The 22,464-nt window shown below is 42.2% G+C and carries 13 protein-coding genes; 5 read left to right on the top strand and 8 right to left on the bottom strand.

Annotated elements, in window-relative coordinates:
• Nucleotides 1–34 precede the first annotated feature (34 nt).
• The 8 genes from U5J89_RS12755 to U5J89_RS12720 all read right to left on the bottom strand — a co-directional run bounded on the left by U5J89_RS12755 (nt 35) and on the right by U5J89_RS12720 (nt 17,558).
• The gene (locus U5J89_RS12755) at nt 35–1,171 is read right to left on the bottom strand and encodes a chemotaxis protein CheB (RefSeq protein ID WP_322576022.1); all 1,137 of its coding nucleotides are present in this window, start codon (nt 1,169–1,171) and stop codon (nt 35–37) included.
• A gap of 133 nt (nt 1,172–1,304) precedes the next feature.
• Nucleotides 1,305–9,923 carry a GH36-type glycosyl hydrolase domain-containing protein gene (locus tag U5J89_RS12750; protein ID WP_322576021.1) on the bottom strand — a complete coding sequence of 2,873 codons (8,619 nt, stop codon included), beginning with the start codon at nt 9,921–9,923 and terminating at the stop codon, nt 1,305–1,307.
• A 92-nt stretch (nt 9,924–10,015) separates the two neighbouring features.
• Entirely contained in the window at nt 10,016–10,342 is a 327-nt protein-coding gene (locus U5J89_RS12745; RefSeq protein WP_322576020.1) for a DUF5335 family protein, read from the bottom strand.
• Nucleotides 10,343–10,454: 112 nt separating this feature from the next.
• Nucleotides 10,455–13,172 (bottom strand): HAD-IC family P-type ATPase, encoded by a 2,718-nt coding sequence (locus U5J89_RS12740; protein ID WP_322576019.1) that lies wholly within the window; start codon nt 13,170–13,172, stop codon nt 10,455–10,457.
• 206 nt (nt 13,173–13,378) lie between these two features.
• On the bottom strand, nt 13,379–13,831 hold the full coding sequence (locus tag U5J89_RS12735; RefSeq protein WP_322576018.1) for an Hsp20/alpha crystallin family protein: 453 nt from the start codon (nt 13,829–13,831) through the stop codon (nt 13,379–13,381).
• Between the two features lie 237 nt (nt 13,832–14,068).
• Nucleotides 14,069–14,740 carry a response regulator transcription factor gene (locus U5J89_RS12730; RefSeq protein WP_322576017.1) on the bottom strand — a complete coding sequence of 224 codons (672 nt, stop codon included), beginning with the start codon at nt 14,738–14,740 and terminating at the stop codon, nt 14,069–14,071.
• Between the two features lie 17 nt (nt 14,741–14,757).
• A complete protein-coding gene (locus tag U5J89_RS12725; protein ID WP_322576016.1) occupies nt 14,758–16,152 on the bottom strand; it encodes a PAS domain S-box protein in 1,395 nt (464 codons plus the stop codon).
• Nucleotides 16,153–16,871: 719 nt separating this feature from the next.
• Nucleotides 16,872–17,558 (bottom strand): hypothetical protein, encoded by a 687-nt coding sequence (locus tag U5J89_RS12720; RefSeq protein ID WP_322576015.1) that lies wholly within the window; start codon nt 17,556–17,558, stop codon nt 16,872–16,874.
• 228 nt (nt 17,559–17,786) lie between these two features.
• On the opposite strand from U5J89_RS12720, the gene deoC reads away from it, so the two are divergent.
• The 5 genes from deoC to U5J89_RS12695 all read left to right on the top strand — a co-directional run bounded on the left by deoC (nt 17,787) and on the right by U5J89_RS12695 (nt 22,393).
• Nucleotides 17,787–18,686: a deoxyribose-phosphate aldolase gene (gene deoC, locus U5J89_RS12715; RefSeq protein WP_322576014.1), complete on the top strand. Its 900-nt coding sequence runs from the start codon at nt 17,787–17,789 to the stop codon at nt 18,684–18,686.
• 75 nt (nt 18,687–18,761) lie between these two features.
• A complete protein-coding gene (locus U5J89_RS12710; protein ID WP_322576013.1) occupies nt 18,762–20,282 on the top strand; it encodes an aldehyde dehydrogenase family protein in 1,521 nt (506 codons plus the stop codon).
• Nucleotides 20,283–20,379: 97 nt separating this feature from the next.
• Entirely contained in the window at nt 20,380–21,249 is an 870-nt protein-coding gene (locus U5J89_RS12705; RefSeq protein WP_322576012.1) for an aldehyde dehydrogenase family protein, read from the top strand.
• Between the two features lie 4 nt (nt 21,250–21,253).
• Complete coding sequence (locus U5J89_RS12700) at nt 21,254–21,841, top strand: SPOR domain-containing protein (RefSeq protein ID WP_322576011.1); 588 nt, start codon at nt 21,254–21,256, stop codon at nt 21,839–21,841.
• 294 nt (nt 21,842–22,135) lie between these two features.
• Nucleotides 22,136–22,393 carry a hypothetical protein gene (locus tag U5J89_RS12695; RefSeq protein WP_322576010.1) on the top strand — a complete coding sequence of 86 codons (258 nt, stop codon included), beginning with the start codon at nt 22,136–22,138 and terminating at the stop codon, nt 22,391–22,393.
• Nucleotides 22,394–22,464: the final 71 nt, after the last annotated feature.

Raw genomic sequence — 22,464 nt, 5'->3', positions numbered from 1 at the left:
ATATCATATTCTGTATGATGTATCTATGGACAATCTAAAATAAAAAATTGGTATTTATTAGATCTTTTTCCTGAGTTTGATAATAATCACTACCCATAAACATTGAGTGCTTAGTTATTTGCTGCGCAATATCTTGCGGGGTACAATATGTTTTGGTAAGCCCTCGCGAAATAGCTGCTAATGGTAGGTCAGCAGCAATAGAAGATCGGGGATCTTGAACAATAATTTGCCCGGAGTGTTCCTTGATTTCTTCAGCACCTCTCAACCCATCACAACCACAACCACTAAGCAAAACTCCGAGGGTTTTACTGCCGTATATTTTAGCTGCAGAACGGAATAATACATCAATAGAAGGGCGCATGTTATTTTCGCGTGGACCGCGATGCACTGAGGCCACAATATCTGAGGCGGACTGAGAAATTTCACACTGATAACCACCGGGAGCAATATAAACAGAACCAGCCTCAAGTTTATCTCCATTCTGCACTTCACGGACAGATATCTTGCAAAAAGCATCCAAAGAAGTAGCTAAATACTCGGTATAAGTTCTCGGCAGATGCTGTACAATTACCACAGGTATTCCTAAATCTCTTGGCAACTTGCTTAAAATTGAAAACAGTGCCTGTACCCCTCCTGTACATCCACCAATCACCACCATTTCAATCGGCTGTTGATCTTTAATATCTGGAATAAGGTCCCCAAAACTTTTCTGGGGCTGAGTCAACGCTTCGAGCATAATCTTATCCACATTTTTCTGCTCTCTCATCTTGCCGATAGCTTTAACTAAAGGCTCCAATCTCTTTTTAAGATGCCGCTCAGCAAATAAAATCAGATTCTTTGATTCTGGCCTGGTAATAAAATCGATAGCACCCAATCGTAGTGCTGTTATTGCCGCCTTTGCCCCCTCTTTACTGCGAGGACTTATAACAACAACCGGTAATTCGCTAAAAGTTGACCGTATTTTCTGCAAAATATCTAACCCTTCTCCCTCAATATTTTCGATATTTAATAGTACAACGTCAGGTTCTTTATTACGAATAACAGTTTCTACATTGTCAAACTCATCATGTAACCAATAGACGCGGGATTGTTTCTGCTGTTGTAAAATATTGGTTATTGCCCTTCTAACGAGAATATCTTTTTCAATAATCAGAATATTTATGGTGTCCATGATGAGTTAAATTTTGGGGCAGTCAAATTGGAATTCCATGAAAATGAATATATACAAGTATTCACCGACTAAATGTACGAGCTACTATATTATAGATGTAAGAATTTCTACTACACTATCAATCCAGAAATACCTACTCCTCAATAACAATTCTTAACAGATGGTCTCCTTTGCTATCAGGAATCGAAGATATTACCACATCATTATTTACGGCAATAGAGGAACCGTTAAGCGATGCAGTAATAGTTCCCTTGGATAATTTATTGGGATTCAATACCTCGATATGCAACACAATATCACGTCCCTTATTCCTTATCCAGCACTCGTACTTTTTCCATGAGGATATGACAGTAGGCCTAACATGAAGCTTGTTACCATCAACAATAGTTATGCCCAATATTGACTCCAGAACAACACGATACATCCATCCCGCCGAGCCGGTGTACCAGGTCCAGCCCCCCATTCCCACCAGTGGATCTTCTCCATATATATCAGCTGCAACCGCATAAGGTTCAACATGATAGCGTTCTACATCTTTATTATTTATAGCATGATTAACAGGTAAAAGCATCTTCATATATGAAATAGCTTTTTCCGTTTCCCCCGCCTCTGCAAACGCTTTAACCAACCACAGTGCAGCATGGGTATATTGACCACCATTCTCGCGAACACCCGGAATATATCCTTTAATATAACCTGGGTTTTTCTCGGTATGATCAAAAGCAGGAGTAAGCAACCTAATGATTCCATCTTGCATTGATACCAGGTGCCGTTCCGCAGCAAGCAGTGCCTTTTCCGTTTTGGAAGGCGTTCCGGCTCCAGAAATTACCGACCAAGCCTGTGCAATAGCATCTATACGGCACTCGTCGTTTTGAGATGATCCCAAAGGGGTACCATCATCGTAGTAAGCCCGCCGATACCACTCACCATCCCATCCCTCTTTATTGAGATGCTTTTTTAGCTCTTTTTTATGCGTGCGGTATTGGTCAAGTCGGTCCCTGTCATCAAATTTCTTAACGATCGGAATAAAATCATCTAAAATTGTATAGAGGAAAAATCCCAGCCAGATACTTTCTCCTTTACCATCAACACCTACCTTATTCATCCCATCATTCCAGTCTCCTCCGCCTATTAATGGCAATCCATGGGCCCCTTTCGTGAGTGAGCGATCAATAGCCCTGCAGCAGTGTTCATATAAAGATGCCCGTTGTTGGGATACCTCCGGCTGTAAATAGGCCTCATGCTCTCCTTCATACAGTTGACGTGCTTTTAAAAACGTAATCTGCTCATCCAGAATAGTGTTATCTCCGGTACTATTGATGTAAAAAGCCGTTGTATATGGCAGCCAAAGCAGATCATCCGTAATAAGAGAACGAATACCTCGGTCGGTCGGCGGATGCCACCAATGCAGTACATCCCCCTCCTCAAACTGATGTTCAGCATGCAACAGAATTTGTTTACGGGTAAGTTCCGGATCCAAATAACAGGCTGCCGTAGCATCCTGCAACTGATCCCGAAATCCGAATGCTCCGCCCGCCTGGTAGAATCCGGTTCGCCCCCACATTCGGCAGGCGATATTCTGATATTGCAACCAGCCATTCATTAAAAAATTTAATTCCGGCTCCGGTGTCTTAACCCTGATACCGCCCAGTTTCTTCCGCCAAAATGCTTTAACATCACCGAGTGACTGCTGAATAGCCTCAGGATTCTGATACTTGCTGATTAGCGTGCGCCCTTCCTTTTGATCTTGTACTTCACCTAAATAGAAATAGATTTCGGCTGATTCGCCTGATTTTAATTCTAATGAAAACTGGTGTGCAGCACACGATTCAAACCTCATCCCAAAACGCCCATTTAAGGCAGCACCATCCTTTACCGCCTTTGGGCTTTGCAGATTCCGATTACGGCCAATAAATGATTGCCGATCGGAGGAATAGAAAACTGAATTGAGATCCTTTTCTGTAACAAATCCTGAGAAAGCAACCCGTCCCGCAAATTCATTATTGTAGTGATTGCGTGCAAAAATAGCTTGTATATTTTCATCAACTGATGTTACAATCTGACGCGCAGAATTCTCCCTGAATACTCCTAAAACCCAATCGGTATATCCAAACAACGTTAACTTTTTGTCCATTAAACCTTCATTAGACAATCTGAGCTTTACGAATTTTATCGGATCATCTTTATCTACCCACGCAATTACTTCTTGCCCTATATTCATGGTAGTACTTCTATAGGTAGAATACCCGTGACCGTGCCTTATTTCATATTCCGCACTACCCGGTACCGGTTGCGGCATGGGTGACCAAAATAGCTTTTCGTCCTCATCACGTATATAAATAGCCTCTCCCGATGGATCCAACACCGTATCATTCGACCACGGAGTAAGCTTATTCTCTCTGCTGTTTTTACTCCAGCTGTATGAAGATCCTTTTTCAGTCGTTAAAAAGCCAAAGTTCGGGTTTGCTATAACATTGATCCATGGAGCCGGAGGAAAGAGTAACTTTTGGGTATCCGGATCGGTGCGGAGCGTAATAACATATTCATGACCGTTGGCAGAAAATCCGCCATATCCATTATAAAACCGTAAATTATCGCCAATATTTTCGGCTTGGTTTTTAGCATGGAGATATTCCACTGGATTATAAGTTGATCCCTGATTATCAGGAATTTCTACTTGCTCCTGCTCTTTCAACTGTGCAAGGTTGGGCAGTTTTCCGGTAAGAACCACATGAGCTACTGTATTGATAAGGATATTATCTTCTCGGCTTAACTCATCACTGCGGAGGATAAATACCCCTCCCTTGTCTCGCTGTGTATGATGGTCGGTAGTTTGCTGCAGCTGCTGTTGTATCAATTCCTGGAGCTCGTTTATATACGACGGCGGATGATCATTCATAAAAACTAAATCAACCTTTAAACCGCGTTGACGCCAAAAATGATGTGCTTTAAGTAATAGCGTCACCTCACGCATATACTTTTTATCATCGATGTGATATACCAAAATAGGCACATCGCCTGATATTCCGTGTGCCCAGAGACCCGATTGCGTTTTCCGATTTTGTATTAACGTATTTTCATCAGCACGCAAAGCTTCACAGTTATACACAAGATAACTTGTGAGGTGTTGAATGTACTGGGCTTGCTCACCGCTCAGTCCCACATGCTCCAGTTCAACATTGCCGTAGATAGAAGCAAGTTCAAAAACACGATCCGTAGCATAAAGGTTGTCATATCGGTCACTCATAGATACCGCCTCGTCACGATTGGCGACTCTCCCCAATCCGAAAGTGATATTCTTGTTTTCACCGGGTTTGAGTGTTATTACCCTTCGAATGCTTACTATTGGATCTTTTACATTCCCAACCCTACCACTAAGTCGAGCTCCGTTGTCCATCGCTCGGGGTGCCTGCATCGACCGGTTACGCCCGATAAAGTGCTCACGATCTGTTTCAATCTGCAATTCATCGGCATAACTGTCAGCATCATCACTGGCGATCGTATGAACCAGCCAAATGGGATCTTCATCTTCTGCGCGGGGACGTCTTTTTGCCAATATCGAGTGATGTTCCTGCAGGTACTCCGTTTGAACAAATAAGTTTGAAAATGCGGGATGGGCCCGGTCGGCTTGCTGGGTATTTAAAACGACTTCGGCATAACTGGTAATCTCAATCTTCCGCTGACGTTCGGAATAGTTGGTCAACGTAATTTTTCGTAGCTCAATATTATCTTCCGGCGAAACGCAGATCTCCATAAATGTTTCAATCCAGTCGTCTACCCGAGCAATCTGTACCTTCCCGGCATGATACCAAGTATCATAACGATCAGCCTTGCGCTTTACCGGTTGATGGCCTGCTGACCAGTAATTGCCACTTTCCAAATCACGGATGTAGAAAAATATGCCGTAATGATCAGTTACCGTATCTGAACGCCATCGGGTAAGCATGAGATCATCAGAATAAGAATAACCGGTTCCTGAATGGCTAATCAACGTCGAATAATGTCCGTTTGAAAGGATATGGGTTCGAGGCGGGGTATCGTCTAAATCTTCCATACCTGCATGATCAACTACATTTTGTGCTCGCTCCTCTTCGGCCGGCTCAAGCTCTACGTCAATGGGACGCGGCTCTTTAATAGGAATTCCTCTTGGAATGCGCTCTTGTAAAAGTAATTCACAGGACCGAACCAAGGGATGATCATGGAATAATTGCTGTATGCGATTGTTATCCAACACATTCAGAAGGGCCAATAAACTCATGCCCTGATGATGTGCCATATACATTTTTACAACAGCACTGTTAATGCCGTTATTTTCAGCGAGGTGTCGCGGTGTATAATCTACTGCTTCATAAAAACCACTCGCCCCATAAGCGCCCTCGTCCCGCAATTTTTGCAGATTACTAAGCGCATGCCTTGAGTCTACCATCAACGCCAGCATCCCGGCATAAGGTGCCACTACATAATCTTCGGCCAGTCCCCGCCGTAGCCCCAATCCCGGCACACCAAAGCCCCGGTATTGATAGTGCAATTCAAGATTTCGCACGTTGTATCCACTTTCAGAAAAACCCCAGGGCTTGTTCCGCAGTAATCCATAATTTCGCTGCCATAGAACCACATTTTCATAGGTGTTGCTAAGCAGTGTATTTTCAAATTTGGACATAAACAGTAACGGCATCAGGTATTCAAACATCGTGCCGCCCCACGAAAGTAGAATTTCATTGCGCTCGATACTTGTTAGTCGGCGGCTTAGACGAAACCAATGCTCCGGCGGTACTTCGCCCTTCGCTATCGCAATAAACGATGCCAGCCGAGCCTCACTGGCCAAAAGATCATAATGACTGTTATCTTGATTGGCCCGATCCACATTATATCCAATGCTGAATAGCTCACGATCGGAATCGTAAACCAGCGAAAAATCCATCTCCTGAACCATCTGGCGACAGCTTGAACTTAACTGAGCAGCCTTTATAAGAAGATCAGCATACGCAGTGTTATTAAACGTTTCTCTGTTTTCTGATGGTTTACTATTGTTACCCTTTAATTCCTCAATCTCATCCAGTTGTCCCTGGATCTGGATCAACGGTCGTTGAAGCCAGTCACTCAACTCATGGCTTTGCTGATCTTCCAACGAATACTCCAAAACACCGGCAGAAAGCTTATCTAATTTTTGGGCATCCTCTCGTAACTCCAATAAAATCTCTTTCCATTTTTTGAGGGGTTCCGGGGGAACTTGAGGAATTTTACCACTCATTTGCTTCGTAATAGTAATTACTTCGTCAACCAAACTTTTGTAATCAGCACTCTTTTTATACTCCCCGAACAGATCATCCAAAACACGAATAGTATCTTGTAAGCCAGTCCAAAAGGCCGGATTAGGACAAGGTTGTTTATCCAGTTGATATAAAGCCTGCTCAATTACCAGCAGTGATGCCGCCAAATTTCCTGAATCGACGGTGGATACATAATTTGGATTTAATACAGCTCCTAATTTCGTGCTGTACCAATTATAGAAATGCCCTCGATATCGCTCGAGTTTACTCATCGAAGAAAGCATGTTATCGAGCTGTGTTACCAATTCAGAAAGTGTGAGATACCCCATCTCAAAGGCCGAATATACAGCCGTAAGTGCCAAGCCCATATTTGTGGGAGATGTGCGCCCTACAGCTCCGATATACGGTTCTTCCTGTACGTTATCAGGGGGGAGCCAAGAATGTTCTTCATTAACGTACTGCTCAAAGAAATGCCATGTTCTGCGTGCATATTGGCGCAGCTCTAGATACTGTTTCTGTGATAGCTCTCGTTTTTCAGTTTTAAGCGGACGACCCAACAAGTACATTCCATAAGGAGCCAAGAGCCATCCCAAACAAATAGGAACGGCAATAAATAAAACGGAAGTACTAAAAACACTTACCAGTGTTAGACAAAGTCCGCTCCAAATAACATTCGACATCATCTTTTGCCAATAATCCCACATTGATCCATCGGAATGCTGTTTTTCGACCTGAGTAGCCGTAGTCCATTCAAGTAAGTGCTTTTCAGATACGAACAGCCGATAAAGTGTTCTGTAGATAGCATCCAAAGAGATAAAAGCCTGATGTGGAAGGTTTAAAAAGCTCGTCACGGCTTGTATGGTATTCATCTTAATATCAACGCGGATTTTATCAAGGTACAGGCGCCACCCTACCCGCTGTGGCCGTCGAAAAATATCGGTTGAGAAACTGGAATAAATGGGAAATGCCATTATACCAAATACAGCAGCCGTCCATATCAATGCTGATCCGGGCAGAAAAATCCATCCGGCTAACAAGAACAATAACAGTGCAGCGGGATTTATTGATCGACGTAGATTATCAAATATTTTCCACCTTGAAATACTGTTTATGGGATTACGCTCCTTCTCGGTACCACCTTTAGGCACTCTGTTAAATAACCAAGACAAAATCTGCCAATCACCGCGAATCCACCGGTGAAGCCGCTTTGAAAAACTCACATACGTTGTGGGATAATCATCAAAAAGTTCTATATCCGTCAGTAAAGCCGCCCGCAGGTATGTACTCTCCAACAAGTCGTGCGATAATATTTGGTTCTCTGGAAAGCGATTCCCAACCACTGAATCAAAGGCATCCAAATCGTAAAGCCCTTTGCCGGTAAAAACCGCTTCCCCAAAAAGATCCTGATAGATATCGGAGACGGCGGTAGTATAGGGATCAAGGCCAACGTTGCCAGAATAGATTTTCGCAAACATGGTTTTATTGGCCGACTTTGGTGGAATAGATATCCGCGGCTGAAATATCCCATAACCTTTCGTAACGATATTTTTCTCAGAATCAATCTCTGCTCGATTGAGCGGGTGTGCGGCAGCCCCAATAAGCATCTGAGCGCTTCCCGGCGGCAGTTTGGTATCGGCATCGAGCGTAATTACAAATTTAATAGGGAACTTTTGAACCGATACCAAAAAGTCTTCCGGTATTTCTATAAAGCTCGTTTGGGCATCCTTATTTTTTAACAGTTGGTTAAATTCCTCGATTTTTCCTCGTTTTCGCTCCCATCCCATCCACTTCTGTTCCGCGTTATTCCACAATCGCTTTCGGTGAAAAAACAGAAACTTGTCGCCATACTTACTATGATATTGAACATTCAGTCGATTAATCTGCTGTCGGGCAGCTTCCATAATGGCATCATCGCTTTCTCTGGTTTCAGTCTCGGCATCTAGGAAATCCGAAACAATTGCAAACTGCAGCGATTCATTGGAATTCGCCAGGGCACGGATTTCAAGCAGTTCAAATTGTGCTTCTACATCGGAAGGCGACGACAACATAGTGGGAACAATCACTACAGTACGATATTCATCGGGAATAGCCCCATCAAATTTGAGTTTGGGTAAAATGCGGGGTGGAATTAGAAAAGAAAGCAATCGATTGGTGGAAACAATGGATAAATCCAGAGCTGGTAGCCAGGATATGATCAGCGTGAGGATAATCATCCAGCTTTCTCGAACTAATAAGTTTGTAACCAGTCCAACTATGGCAATAAGAATGACAAAATGAATCCCAATAAAGGAAAAATAGATTGCAGGATACTCATTGGCTAGTTGTCGCAAACGTTCATCAAGCGGCTTTTGATACGCAAGCTTTTGACACAGGGCAGCATAACCATCATCGATAAGATAGTAGCCAATATGCATTTTTTTACTGCGTTGAATTGTACCGTTCTGGGCAGCGCTTTCGGCCATCATCAAAGCCTGCTCAGCTACCTCCTGCTCGTTATATGTTGAATGAGCACTAAGCTTCTCAATTATTTTTCGGTACCGGTCGCGCGTGCTAAAATCCATGCGAGGATACATATTAGCGGGATCCAGTCGCAAAATACGCTCTACAACCGAACAGCTTTCTACAAAAAGTGACCAGTCGGTCTCTGAAACTTCTCGCAGTGATGATATCGCATTTTGGATACTCAAATGCAGCCGCGATGTTTGCTGAATTCGGGCTCGGAGCTGTTCCTCTAAATTGGTTTCCCAGCGCGAGAGTTTATAATCGAACCAGCGGCGTTCACTTTCGGTAAACATACCACGCGACTGCAGGCGCTGTGCTAAAATTACCAAATAGCGTATTGAGTCGTCCTTCTGTTCAACAATTTCGGACAGCTTCCGAAGCAGAAATCCGGGCTCATCGATATTACCAGATATTTTATCATTGAGCAGCGCATCAATTTCATCCTGAATCTTCCGATCTCTGAGAAGCTTTTCACTACGCTGGGCCAACCGTACAATAAGGGCTAATCGATTCATTAACGGTACCGACCACATTTCTGCCAAATTTAAAATATCTACTTCCTGATAGGCCCTAATGGCAATAGTGGTATTCTCTTGGTCGATAATATTATCGCTGATCGATGCCAGCAGCTGTATAATCTCGTAAGTTCTTGGATAGCCTTTGAATTCTCCTTGCGTAAGCCTAGGCAACTTTTCATAGTATGATTTAGGCAAGTCTGCCTGCAGCTGTACAATCTGCTCTTGAATAATGTAGAAATTGTCAATAAGCCATTCCCCGGCCGAACTCAACTCCCGATTGAGCTTAGCCGCCCGCGCTAATACCGTATAAGTTTTAGTGAGAGTCTTTTTGGCCGATGCCAACGTTTTATCAATAGACTCCATCGGCATGGAATCAAGTGTAAACTCTTGCAACTTAGCAAGTTGGCGTATCTCCTCTTCAAGGTATTGTTTATTAAAGTGGACTTGTGTTTCTGAAGCCATAACCGGGCGATATTAATCCGGACAATCCAAAACAAAATACGTGTATTATTAGCCGCACTTTTGATGATTTCTGTCCCTTTTGATATTTCTGTTTATCTGATGTCGACAATACTTTTCTCACCATCACGACGAACAACCATCATCCCGTTAAGCCAACTATTTTCCTCTTCGTTTACGAAAATCTCTTTTGGCTGGGAAATCAGATGATCCAATTTATCGATCTGTATTTCAAGGATATCACTTTTGGGATCGTAAGTGATGCCTTTCAGAGGCGTCCAATTAATCTCATGCTGCGCTCCTATATCCTCTGAAAGTACTTGGATCTCAATATATTCAGGCTGTTCATCTTTTAAGTATTTTAATGAAAATGTATCAAAATACTTTTGCCACTGACGCTTACTGATTTTTTTGGATTTCATAACGGCCCTCTGTACATATTTGGTTCACAGATATTTATAAAAAAACGACAATGGCTTACTACAGGTAATACCCCACTTCACTGTCAGCTTTTCCCCTACAAAGGGCAAAATATCAGCCAATAAAACGCTTACGCCAGTGGTTCACTATTTTGTCGAGTTCACCGCCCAATATCACTAAAGAACCGACACCAAATATCATAATCCATTGATCGATTGTAAGTGGAACAGTTCGAAAAATTGTTTGCATAAAATCGACATAGAGCAACGAAATATGCGCTAATAAAGCCATTAACAGGCTGACAAATAAAAACTTATTAGAGAAGAAATTAATCTTAAAGAGGCTCCGATCCAACGATCGACAATTTAAGACATGGAAAAACTGGAAAACGACCATCTGGGTCATTGCCACGGTACGAGCCATATCCAAATTATTTGTTTGCTCCATCGTGTGCCAAAACATGTACAGCGTTCCAACAGCTAATACAATGCCCACGCCTCCCAGCCGCTCAATCAGTCTGCCAGTTAAAATACCTTCGCCGGAAGCACGTGGTTTTCGTTTTAGTATTCCCGGTTCACCGGGCTCAAAAGCTAGTGCGATATCCTGCAAACCATTGGTTACCAGGTTAATCCATAAAATTTGAACGGCAATAAAAGGCAATGGCCAGTTCATCAGTATGGCAACAAAAATGACGATCAATTCACCAACAGCCGTTGAAAGCAGGAAAAAAGTTACTTTACGGATGTTTGAAAAGACAATGCGTCCCTCTTCAATAGCTGCTGTAATGGTGGCAAAGTTATCATCAGAGAGTACCATATCCGAGGCTTCTCGTGCCACATCAGTCCCTCCTTTCCCCATCGCTACGCCAAGGTGGGCCGCTCGCAATGCGGGAGCATCGTTAACACCATCGCCTGTAACGGCTACCACATGATCAAGAGCTTTCAAGCGTTCCACAATGCGGAATTTATGTTCCGGCGTTACCCGGGCAAATATATTGATATTCATTAGCTTTATATCAAGTTCTTCATCTGAAAGCAGATCCAAGGCCTTCCCTTCCAATGCGCCCTGTTCGTCAGTATCAATACCCAACTGGCGTCCGATGGCCACGGCAGTATCTACGTGATCTCCGGTAATCATTACCACTCTTATCCCGGCCTTATAGGCAATTTGTACGGCCTCTTTCACTTCCGGACGAATGGGGTCTTCCATTCCCTGTAAACCAGCCAAAATAAATTCGTCATTACTGAACGAATCCTCAAAAAACATATCAGAGCTGCTTTTTTTATAGGCCATAGCCAATACACGTAATCCCTGCGCGGCCATTTCTTTGGCTGCTGAACGTATTTTGGATCGATCAATCGCCACAATTTGCCCGTTTACCAGCTGCTTGGAACATTTATCTAATACCTTCTCGGGAGCTCCCTTGATAAAAATGAACCGCTCATCTCCACTTTTATTTAAGGTACTCATAAATTGCCTTTCCGGCTCAAAAGGTAGTATATCAATCTCTTGCATCGATAATCGAATATCAGACAGGCGTAATCCACCTTTATAAGCCGATACATGGAGCGCAATTTCTGTAGGGTCGCCTTGCGGCTCACCGGATTCAAGCGTACTTACATCAGCTTCATTTGCCAAGGTGCCGGTTGCTAATGTTTTATAGAGACCACTTTCTTGATTTATTGAAGTCGATTCGCCGTTTTTGAGTATCCTTCCCTTTAGCTGATACCCCGTTTCACCGGTGGTAAAATATTGGTTGTCAGCCCAAATTTGTCGCACCGTCATCTGATTTTTTGTAAGTGTCCCTGTTTTATCGGAACCAATTACAGTGGTACTGCCCAGCGTCTCCACTGCGGGGAGCGACCGAATAATCGCATTTCTATTCGCCATCCTGCTTACGCCAATAGCCAAAGTTACCGTAAGAACCACGGGCAACCCTTCTGGAATTGCTGATACGGCCATAGCCACGACCGTGATAAATACTTCGTTGGGACTCATCTCATTAATAATCCCAATAACTGCAATAAGTACTGCAAAGCCGATAATAAGATAACCTATGTAATGTCCAAGCTCGTCTACCTTCTCTTGCAGAGGGGTCTTGACATTTCCGATATCTTGAACGGAAGTGGCAATTTTGCCCAGCTCTGTTGCGCCCCCCGTACGGACAACGACGGCCTTTGCCCGCCCTTTGGCTACAATGGTACCCGCAAAAACCATATTTTTTTGATCCGCCGGCAACAGCGAATCTTCCCCCAAACGATCACTTGTTTTTCGAATAACTGCTGATTCACCGGTAAGAGCGGACTCATCTACTTCTAACCCTTTGGCGGATATCAGCCGCATGTCGGCCGCAATGCGCCCCCCCGAACTTAACAATACGATATCACCGGGAACCAATGCACTGCTGGCGATTTCCATCTCCCGTCCATCGCGTATGACATGAGCTCTTGGAGCACTTAATTTAGCGAGGGCCTGAATGGCACTTTGGGCCTTTATTTCCTGAATATATCCAATTATTGCATTGAGCAATACAACCGCCATAATCACGGCTGAATCAAGATAATCCTGCAAAATAAGCGTTACGAAAGAAGCTGCTAATAAAATATAAATGAGCGGATCTTTAAACTGATGAAGCACAATCTGCCATGGGGTTAATCCTTCTTCAGCTTCAATTTTATTAGGTCCCCAATATGACAGACGCTCATTAGCTTCAGCGTAGTTCAATCCCCGCTGCTGCGACGTATTGAGGTTCTCACAAACCTCTTCAGCCGCCAAATTATACCACGGATCTTTTATACCCCGATACTCTTCTGTGCCAATGCTCTCATCCATGATATACCGTCTATATTTTTAGTACTCTCAGTTGTTTAATCAATTTGTACTACTCTTTTTATTTTCCTTTCAGGAGTCAAAGAATAGTATCTACAAAACTATCATCAACTTATTCGGCCTGCTTTTAGCAATATAATTATAAAACCAATAAAAAAGGCCGCGCTTTGTGGCGCAGCCCTTCAAGTCAATCTATTTGATGAATGTGATTAGTCAATTGGTACTTCTTTTCGTTTGCTTTTTTCAGCTTTAGGGACAGTCACTCTCAAAATTCCCTCTTTAAACGAAGCTTTTACCTTGTCCTCAACAATTGAAGCCGGTAAAATTATTGAGCGTTTAAAAGCCCCGAATGAGCGCTCACTCCGCAAATATCCCGGGCGTTCTTCCTTATGACTGTGTTTACGTTCTCCTTCGATAGATAAAACATTATCCTGGCAATTGATCTGGATGTCTTTTTTGGAAAGTCCTGGTAACTCAACTTCCACAATATATTCTCCGTCGGTTTCAAACATGTCGGTGGTTGGCGCCCAGGTAGTCATCCCTGTTTCAGTTTCATCCAGCCTCCAGCTGAAGGGAATAAGTTCATTAAAAATGCGATCCATTTCTCTTCGCAAATTGCTTACCGGGGCAGTCGATGGTTGATATCTGGTTAGTTGTTTCATAATAACTCCTATCCTTCCTTTTATGATTTATGTTGTTGTCTTTTGGGTAAAAGACCAATGAAATTGAACATAAACCATGTTAGACAGTAGATGTGCAATAGGTTGTATGATAGCATTGTAAGTGCAAAGGAGATTTAGCAATGGGTAATATCCCTACATTAAAAACCTGATCTGTATAAGATGGGAGCGAGTGGTTAGCAAATGTTTATTACAACTGCCTCTCATCAAAACGTTCCGCTAATAAATATCCGAATGTTCGGTTTCTACCCATTTAACAGCATGGACCATCAATTCAGTGGCATTCTCCAGGTTAAGTTTATTTTTAATCCGGGCACGATATGATTCTATAGTCTTAACAGAGAGATGAAGTTTTTCAGCGATATCGCGCGTAGTATTCCCTTTACCGGTCAATTCAAAAACCTCTAATTCCCGATCACTGAGTTTCTCAATCGGCGATTCCATCACCTCTTTTTGGCCGCGTGCCATTCCCAACAGTAACCGTTCGCTCACCTCTTCACTCACATAGATGCCGCCCTTAAAGACCTTCCTGACGGCCTTAAGTAACACCTCACTGGCTTCCAGTTTCATAACGTATCCCTTAGCTCCGGCCCGAATAACCCTTTCGGCATAAAGCGACTCATCATGTCGTGAGACGACCAGTATTTTCTGATTTTCTTTTTGAGATATTATATGCTTCACCAGCTCAAGGCCGCTCATGCCCGGAAGCGATACATCTACAATAATTAGATCGGGATTGAGATCATCCAACCGCTGAATAAGTTCTTCGCCACGGTCAAGTTGCTCAATCACCTCAAATGCAGGATCAGAATCAAGGGTAAGAGCAAGCCCCTTACGCATTAATGGATGATCATCAACTAAAACGATACTCTTTTTAAAACTATTAGACATGAGTATTTACCATGTTTTTAATTGTTATATGGAATAGTACATACGACTTTTGTTTGCGTGTCTTCGGTTTCGAAAATTTCAATACGTCCCGATAAAATACTGGCACGATAACGCATAATATTTATTCCCATTCCAGTTTTCTTTTTCAGCTTTTGAGACTCTGTAAATCCAATACCATCATCTTTTACCGTAAGCTTCAAAGAACCATTATCAGTTTTTAGATCAATGGTAATATTGCTCGCTTTTCCATGTTTTACGGCATTACTAATTGATTCCTGAACTATTCTATATAAATGCATGCCCTGCATATTATTATGCAGACTTATATTATCCTTATTATTTATTGAACAATTTATATTAAAAAGTTTTTCAACTCTAAGGGCCAACTGATCCAAAGCGGCGTTGAGCCCCTCTTCTTTAAAATCAACATGAACTAATCCATGCGCTAATGCCTTCGCATACTCATCAGCTTCTTTTATCAGATCAGATATTTCCCGGACTTCATCAGAACCAGATATCCCATTGGACTCTAACTTCTGAGCTAAATTTTTGCTAATCAGGTGTATACCCGTCAACATTTGCCCGAGCCCGTCATGAAGATCTTGTCCCAGGGTTCTGCGCTCCTCCTCCGAAATATGTAATATCTCCCGCTCAAGGCGCCTACGTTCACTAATATCATTGATTACCCCTGTAAATAGACGCCTTCCCTCCCATTCAACTTCACTAACCGATAGCTCCAATGGAAATGTTGAACCATCTTTACGCCGGCCCACCATTTCTATGTGATGTCCGATTTCATTTTTTTCGACCGTCTCAGAATACCGATTCACATAATTATCCTCCAAATTGTGAGGTTCTGGTATAAGTATATTCACATTTTTACCAGTAATTTCTTCCTCACTATATCCAAACATGCGAGAAGCAGAATGGTTAACATTCAAAATCTGACCTTCAACATCAGTAGTAATAATCCCATCCACTGTTGTTTCCAAAATTGCCTGCGCCAGAGCCTTATTTTCTTCCAGTTCCCTTTCAACTCGTTTCAATTCTCCAATATCGTGTGCTGAAGCAATAATAGCCTCGGGATTTCCATCATTATCCATCAGCGGCCTGGCATGTACATCAAGCCAGATAATTTCTCCCTTTTTAGTAATGCTTTTCCACTGTCCCTGAACTTCTTCTCCCGATTTCAGCTTTTTGATATCCTGATAATATCGTTCTTCTGCTATAGAAGGATATATTTTACTCAACGGCTGGGTAATCATTTCTTCGCTCGAATAGCCAAATATGTCTTCACAGGCACTATTCCAAAAGGTTACGATCCCTTCTAAATCCATAGTGATAATACCCTGATTTATGTGCTCAAGTATCTGGCGAGAATCAGGAATTTTAGTTATTTGCTTCTGCATCATTTTTACTCCCTTTTAAAGGATAATACTCCTTATTCACACGAAATTTACCCTTACAACTTCATTACAATTGTTAAATTCAATATATGACTATAACAGCTGAATAAAATTTTAATTTACTATACTAATCAGTTAATACAAGAAAAATAATAAAAGATCCCCTACAAGATGTAGGTATATCCCTTACATCTATACATCGGTCTCAAATTAAAAATTCACCAAAAATCCTTACAGGGTATTTCTTACATAATCTTGATCATTCTGCAAAAAAATGAATTATATGTTCTACAAAAAATTTAACCGCATTCGATAAAATTTTTCATATAGAGAGGTATAACAGATAAGTATCATCCCAAGAGCTTCTCACTTGTTTGAATAAGCCGGAAAACAAGAAGAAGTAGCAAATATTATCCGTAAGTGGCTAAAGAAATATATGCCTCTCAAACACAAAAAAATTAAGACATAAAAAAAGGAGATGGGGGTTATCCCATCTCCCGGACGCACCACTTCAAAGCATCTCCCTAAACTCTGAAGCTTAACTCTCTCTAAACCTCCAATAAATTAGTCAACTATTAGCAGTATAAATCTCAAATTCCTCGAAAACAAACGTCATTTGTAGTTATTTGATCTATTACTATTGTGGGATTAACCATTATCAGAATGTCGAAGCTTATGTAACCACCTTGTTGCCCACCCTTGCTCAAGAGCCTGTAATGAATCTTTTAGTAAACTTTTTTCATAATGCTACTTACCAAAGGATGCCGTTCTTTCATCCACCGCTCCATCCTCTGTTTTCCCTTTGTGGGATTTTCAGCTACCAAAACAGACCAGCATCGAGCGACCTCATCTTGCAATAATTTATAATTTTGATCCCAATTAATATCCTCTATAAACGTGGCCGTAACCCATTCCAACAATTCCAGTGCCTCAAGCATAGCCTCCTGATCTTTCATGATACCTGAAGAACAAACAGCAGCCAGACAGGCTCGCTGTTCCAAAGGAGTTCCATTTTTCCACTCATCCATATATTTAAAAAGCCGCCGAAAATTTTTCCTTCCGATATATTGCAAGGCTTTAATCACTGCTTGCCGAACAGTTAATCTGGGATCATTGGCCTTTATTCGAAGCTGTTCAAGTAATCCCTGATCGTAATATTTCGACAAATATACCCCGTAGCCCAACACTCCACAGTACGTTAAAAAAGCATCCGCTGAACCCTCAGGTGCTTCTACATGATCGATGCAGACAAAGTGTTTAAAGTCCATCAAAGTACCTACTCGGGAAAATGTCTCTGCCAACTCAACATTAATTTTATTTCCCGATACAAAAGCATTGTCCATAAGAAATGTTGCCCATATTTTGGGCGACATGTTAATTAATGACTTCTCATAGCTCTCTATCTCATTCAATTGACCTCCCCTTTTTTAGGTTTACAACTTTTAGCATACGAAATTCTATTCTACCATGGTATAAGGAAATATCCTACAACTTGTGAAGCTCCAGAAATTCATTACCTCGATTAATTAGTCGTTATATTTTGGGGGAATTACAATCTATTCTTACCTTCAAAAGGATGTAATAGTACATTTTTACACAACGCTTGACGCTTGTCAGTATTAACAAAGAACAATTTTATTTTGAAGATTTCTGAAGTCACAAAAACGGTACCCATCGATGAAGTTGGTGTTGAAGAACGGGTAGCACGGCTCAATTCCAGAAGTATCAAAAAGGAATCTAAGATACAGGCCCTTAAGCTGGCTCTAAGCATGATCGACCTCACCACGCTGGAGGGTATGGATACCCCGGGTAAGGTTATTCAGCTCTGTCAAAAGGCTAAGGAACCTCATGCTGCACTTCCGGATCTACCTACCGTAGCTGCTGTTTGTGTGTATCCCAATATGGTACCAGTAGCAAAAAAAGCATTGCGCGGCACAGATATTAATATTGCCAGTGTAGCTACGGCTTTTCCCAGCGGAATGACTACGCTCGACGCCAAACTTGAAGAAACGAAACAAGTCGTCGAAGATGGCGCTGATGAGGTAGATATGGTGATATCCCGCGGTGAATTTCTGAAAGGCAACTACAGTTATGTTTACGATGAGATTGTCGCTGTTAAAGAAGCCTGTGGAGATGCTCACCTTAAAGTGATCTTGGAGACCGGCGAACTGCAAACCTATGAAAACGTTCGAAAAGCAAGCGATCTGGCCATGCACGCCGGGGCTGATTTTATCAAAACATCCACCGGAAAGATAAAACCTGCTGCTACACAGCCGGTAACATTAGTAATGTTGGAAGCAATTCGCGACTACTTTTATGATACCGGCCGCATGGTGGGAATGAAACCGGCGGGCGGGATTCGCAAAGCAAAACAAGCCATTCAGTATTTAGTGCTTGTTAAGGAAACGCTGGGCACCGATTGGTTAACGCCCAAATACTTTCGCTTTGGCGCCAGTTCACTTACCAATGACCTTTTGATGCAGATTGTAAAACAGCAAACCGGCGTTTACCAGGGTGTTGAATATTTTTCAAACGATTAAATATAGCCATCATCTGATCCTCAAATGTGCTCCTGATATTCGAAATGATTAATTAACTTTATAGATTTTATCGTTATGTCTGAAGACTCTAAACAAGCTGAAGCTGTTGAAGAAAAGCCATTTAAACCTACATCTCCAAGTTCAAAGCTGAATTTTGATGGCTTTTGGGAGTATGATGATGCTCCTCAAAGTGCCGATCATGTTGAGTATAAAGATCAGTATGATCTATTTATTGACGGGGAGTTCGTTGCTCCCGAAAAGGGTCGCTATTTTGATTCCTTGAATCCAGCAACAGAAGAAAAACTGACCTCTTTTGCCGAAGCTACCCAGCAGGATATTGACAAGGCGGTAAAAGCAGCGCGCAAGGCTTTTGATAAAAGCTGGTCTACGCTGGAAGCAAAAGAACGCGGAAAATATATATTCCGAATAGCCCGACTTATTCAGGAACGCGCTCGTGAATTTGCCATACTCGAAAGTATGGATGGCGGTAAGCCAATTCGGGAATCGCGTGATGTTGACGTTCCACTCGCTGCTGCTCATTTCTTTTACTACGCTGGCTGGGCTGACAAGCTTGACTATGCATTTCCCGGTAAAAAGGCCGAGCCGCTTGGAGTAGCCGGACAGATTATTCCCTGGAATTTTCCCTTGCTGATGCTGGCCTGGAAAATTGCTCCTGCCCTTGCAACGGGCAATACAGTGGTCCTTAAGCCGGCAGAGACCACATCGCTTACAGCACTCAAATTTGCAGAGCTCTGTAAGGATGCCGGCCTACCCGATGGTGTGGTTAATATTGTTACCGGTGCTGGACAAACGGGATCTGCGATCGTTAATCACGATGATATCGACAAAATTGCTTTTACGGGATCCACCGAAGTTGGAAAGATCATCAAAAAGTCGTTGGCAGGAACGGACAAACGCTATACGCTGGAACTTGGCGGTAAGGGACCGAACATCATTTTTGAGGATGCTCCTCTGGATCAAGCTGTTGAAGGTATTGTCAACGCAATATTCTTTAACCAAGGGCATGTTTGCTGTGCCGGTTCGCGCCTGTTTGTTCAAGAAGGCGTTGCCGATACAGTAATTCAAAAACTTCGCGATCGTATGGAAACGCTGATCGTTGGTGATCCGCTTGATAAAAATACCGACGTCGGTGCCATTAATTCGGAGCAGCAATACAACAAAATCAATGAGTATCTCGAAATTGGGGTTAACGAAGGGGCCGAGATGTATCAAAGTTCTTGCCAAATTCCCGAAACAGGTTATTTCTGCCGCCCTACCCTGTTTACCAATGTTGGACAGTCGAATCGCATTGTACAGGAAGAAATTTTTGGACCGGTATTAACTATCCAAACATTTCGTACGGCCGAGGAAGGAATCGAAAAAGCAAACAATACGCCCTATGGATTAGCGGGCGGGGTATGGACAGACAAAGGATCCAAGATCTTTAAAACCGGCAGTAAAATTCGTAACGGTGTGGTTTGGTCAAATACATATAACAAATTTGATCCAACTTCTCCGTTTGGCGGCTACAAGGAAAGCGGTGAAGGCCGTGAAGGCGGACTGCACGGGTTGTATCCATATGTAAATTTGAAATAGAAATTTTTAATTGAACATGAATAACACGGACTTAACAGATTAACCTGTGGAGAGCAATTGTATCAGCTGAATCCGTGTTCTTTCAAAATTTATAATTATGTCAGATAGAATTGAAGTTTTGAAAACCTATAAAACATATGTTGGTGGAAATTTTCCACGGACAGAATCCGGACGCTATTACAAAGTATACGACGGCGATGACAATATTTTAGCCAATGCTTGCCAATGTTCTCGGAAAGATCTGAGAGATGCTGTTGTTGCGGCACGTGAAGCCCAACCTGGATGGAATGGACGAACAGCCTATAACCGGGGACAAATTTTATATCGTATTGCCGAAATGCTTGAAACGCGAAAAGCTCAATTTGTTGAAGAACTTGAAACAATTGGATACAAAACAAAAAAGGCAAAGGCTGAAGTTGAAGCTTCTATCGATCGTCTAATCTACTATGCTGGATGGTCGGATAAATACCAGCAGGTGTTTGGAACCATAAATCCTGTTTCCAGTTCCCATTTCAACTTTTCCATGCCCGAACCGATGGGAGTAGTTAATATTTGGGCACCTGAAGAACGTCCTCTTTTAGGATTGGTTTCCGTGATGGCTCCAGTGATTGTAGGTGGCAATACCTGTATTATACTGGCATCCGAAAAGTATCCGTTAAGCGCTATTAGTTTTGCAGAAGTGCTTAATTCTTCGGACGTCCCCGGCGGAGTGGTCAATATTTTAACTGGATTTAAAGATGAACTTTTAGAACATATGACCACCCATAAAGATGTGAATGCATTCTTTTATACAGATCCGGATATTGAGCAAGATCAACGGAAACAAATTGATGAAAATGCCACTTTAAACCTTAAGCGGGTCCGACGTAAACCCGTTGAGGATTGGCTGTCAGAAGAAGCGCAATCCCCTTATTACATTACTGATTTCCAAGAAACGAAAACTACCTGGCATCCTGTTGGTCTATAAATTTATGAAGCATTTTTCTCGCTACATTTCATTTTCTTTTGTTATCCTGTTGGTTTTTGGAATCATCAGCTGTAAAACAACGGAGCAAACAACTCCGGAGCAGGAAGATCCCACGGGCACTGACCGTGACGAGCCATTATCTGAATTTTTAGTAGTACTTGATGAAACCCGGAGTAGCCTGAGTGACGTATATCTATCCCAAAAACAGGATATCCCCGATATCTATCTGAAGGCTGATTCGGCCGGAGAGCAGGTCAATCGAAATCCATATGATGGTTATCGAATACAGATTCTTTCTACCCGCAATGTTGAACAGGCCGATTCGGTTGCTAATTCGTTTCGCATGTGGTCTGATTCTACCATTGCCGGTTATGAAGCAGATGCATATGTATCATTCCGGCAACCGCATTTCAAAGTACATGTAGGCGATTTTCAAATTAGAGAACAAGCCAATAAATTTTCCCGCCTGATCAAAAAGCGTTACCCCAATGCCTGGGTAGTTCACGATAGAATAGAACCTTCTGATGTGCCTGCCGATACGGCAACATTCTCGTTCGTCGAAACTGATACGACTGCTGCTAAACAGGATTAACAATAGATCTGAACATTCATCTTTTCTTGAATAGTTTTGTCTGAATGCCCCTCTTCTGTTCATTTTTTATCTCATTATCTGCAATTTCCACTTCAGAATAAAACTTTATATCTCATCTTATCATAGCTATTAACGACTGGACACATTATCAAAAATTACCGTGCAACAGAGGCTTTCTCCACTCGTAATCAAGACGCTATTTATAATAAAATGCGTTCACATTATGAGAAAGCTTACTTTAATGAAAATTTGTACTGTTCTGTGTATTGCCTTCTTTTGCATTGGGACAGGTCGTTGAGAAGGAATATAAGCCACTCCATTAAAGGAGAATACGACAGCCAAGGCAGTGTAGTAGATGCTATCATGGGTCAATTTGATAACAGAAAACAACTGGCCCGTTTTAGAAAAGCTACATTAGGGCAAAGTATTGCTCCCTATGATAAATCAATAAGTGGACCTATTATTGGCTATAAGGCGGCCGGGGACGGTGGACAATATTTAGTGATTTATCCTAAAAAATATAGTTGCTGTTCGGATGATACAAAAGAATAATGGCTACAATCATCGGACCGATTTCTTCGGAAATTTCCCCAATATGATTTATAAATTAGCTTATGGCAGTT

This window comes from Fodinibius sp., from assembly GCF_034521915.1.
Classification (GTDB): Bacteria; Bacteroidota; Rhodothermia; order Balneolales; family Balneolaceae; genus Fodinibius.
The sequence above is the reverse complement of the archived record's forward strand: the minus strand, read 5'-3'. Positions and strand labels throughout refer to the sequence as shown.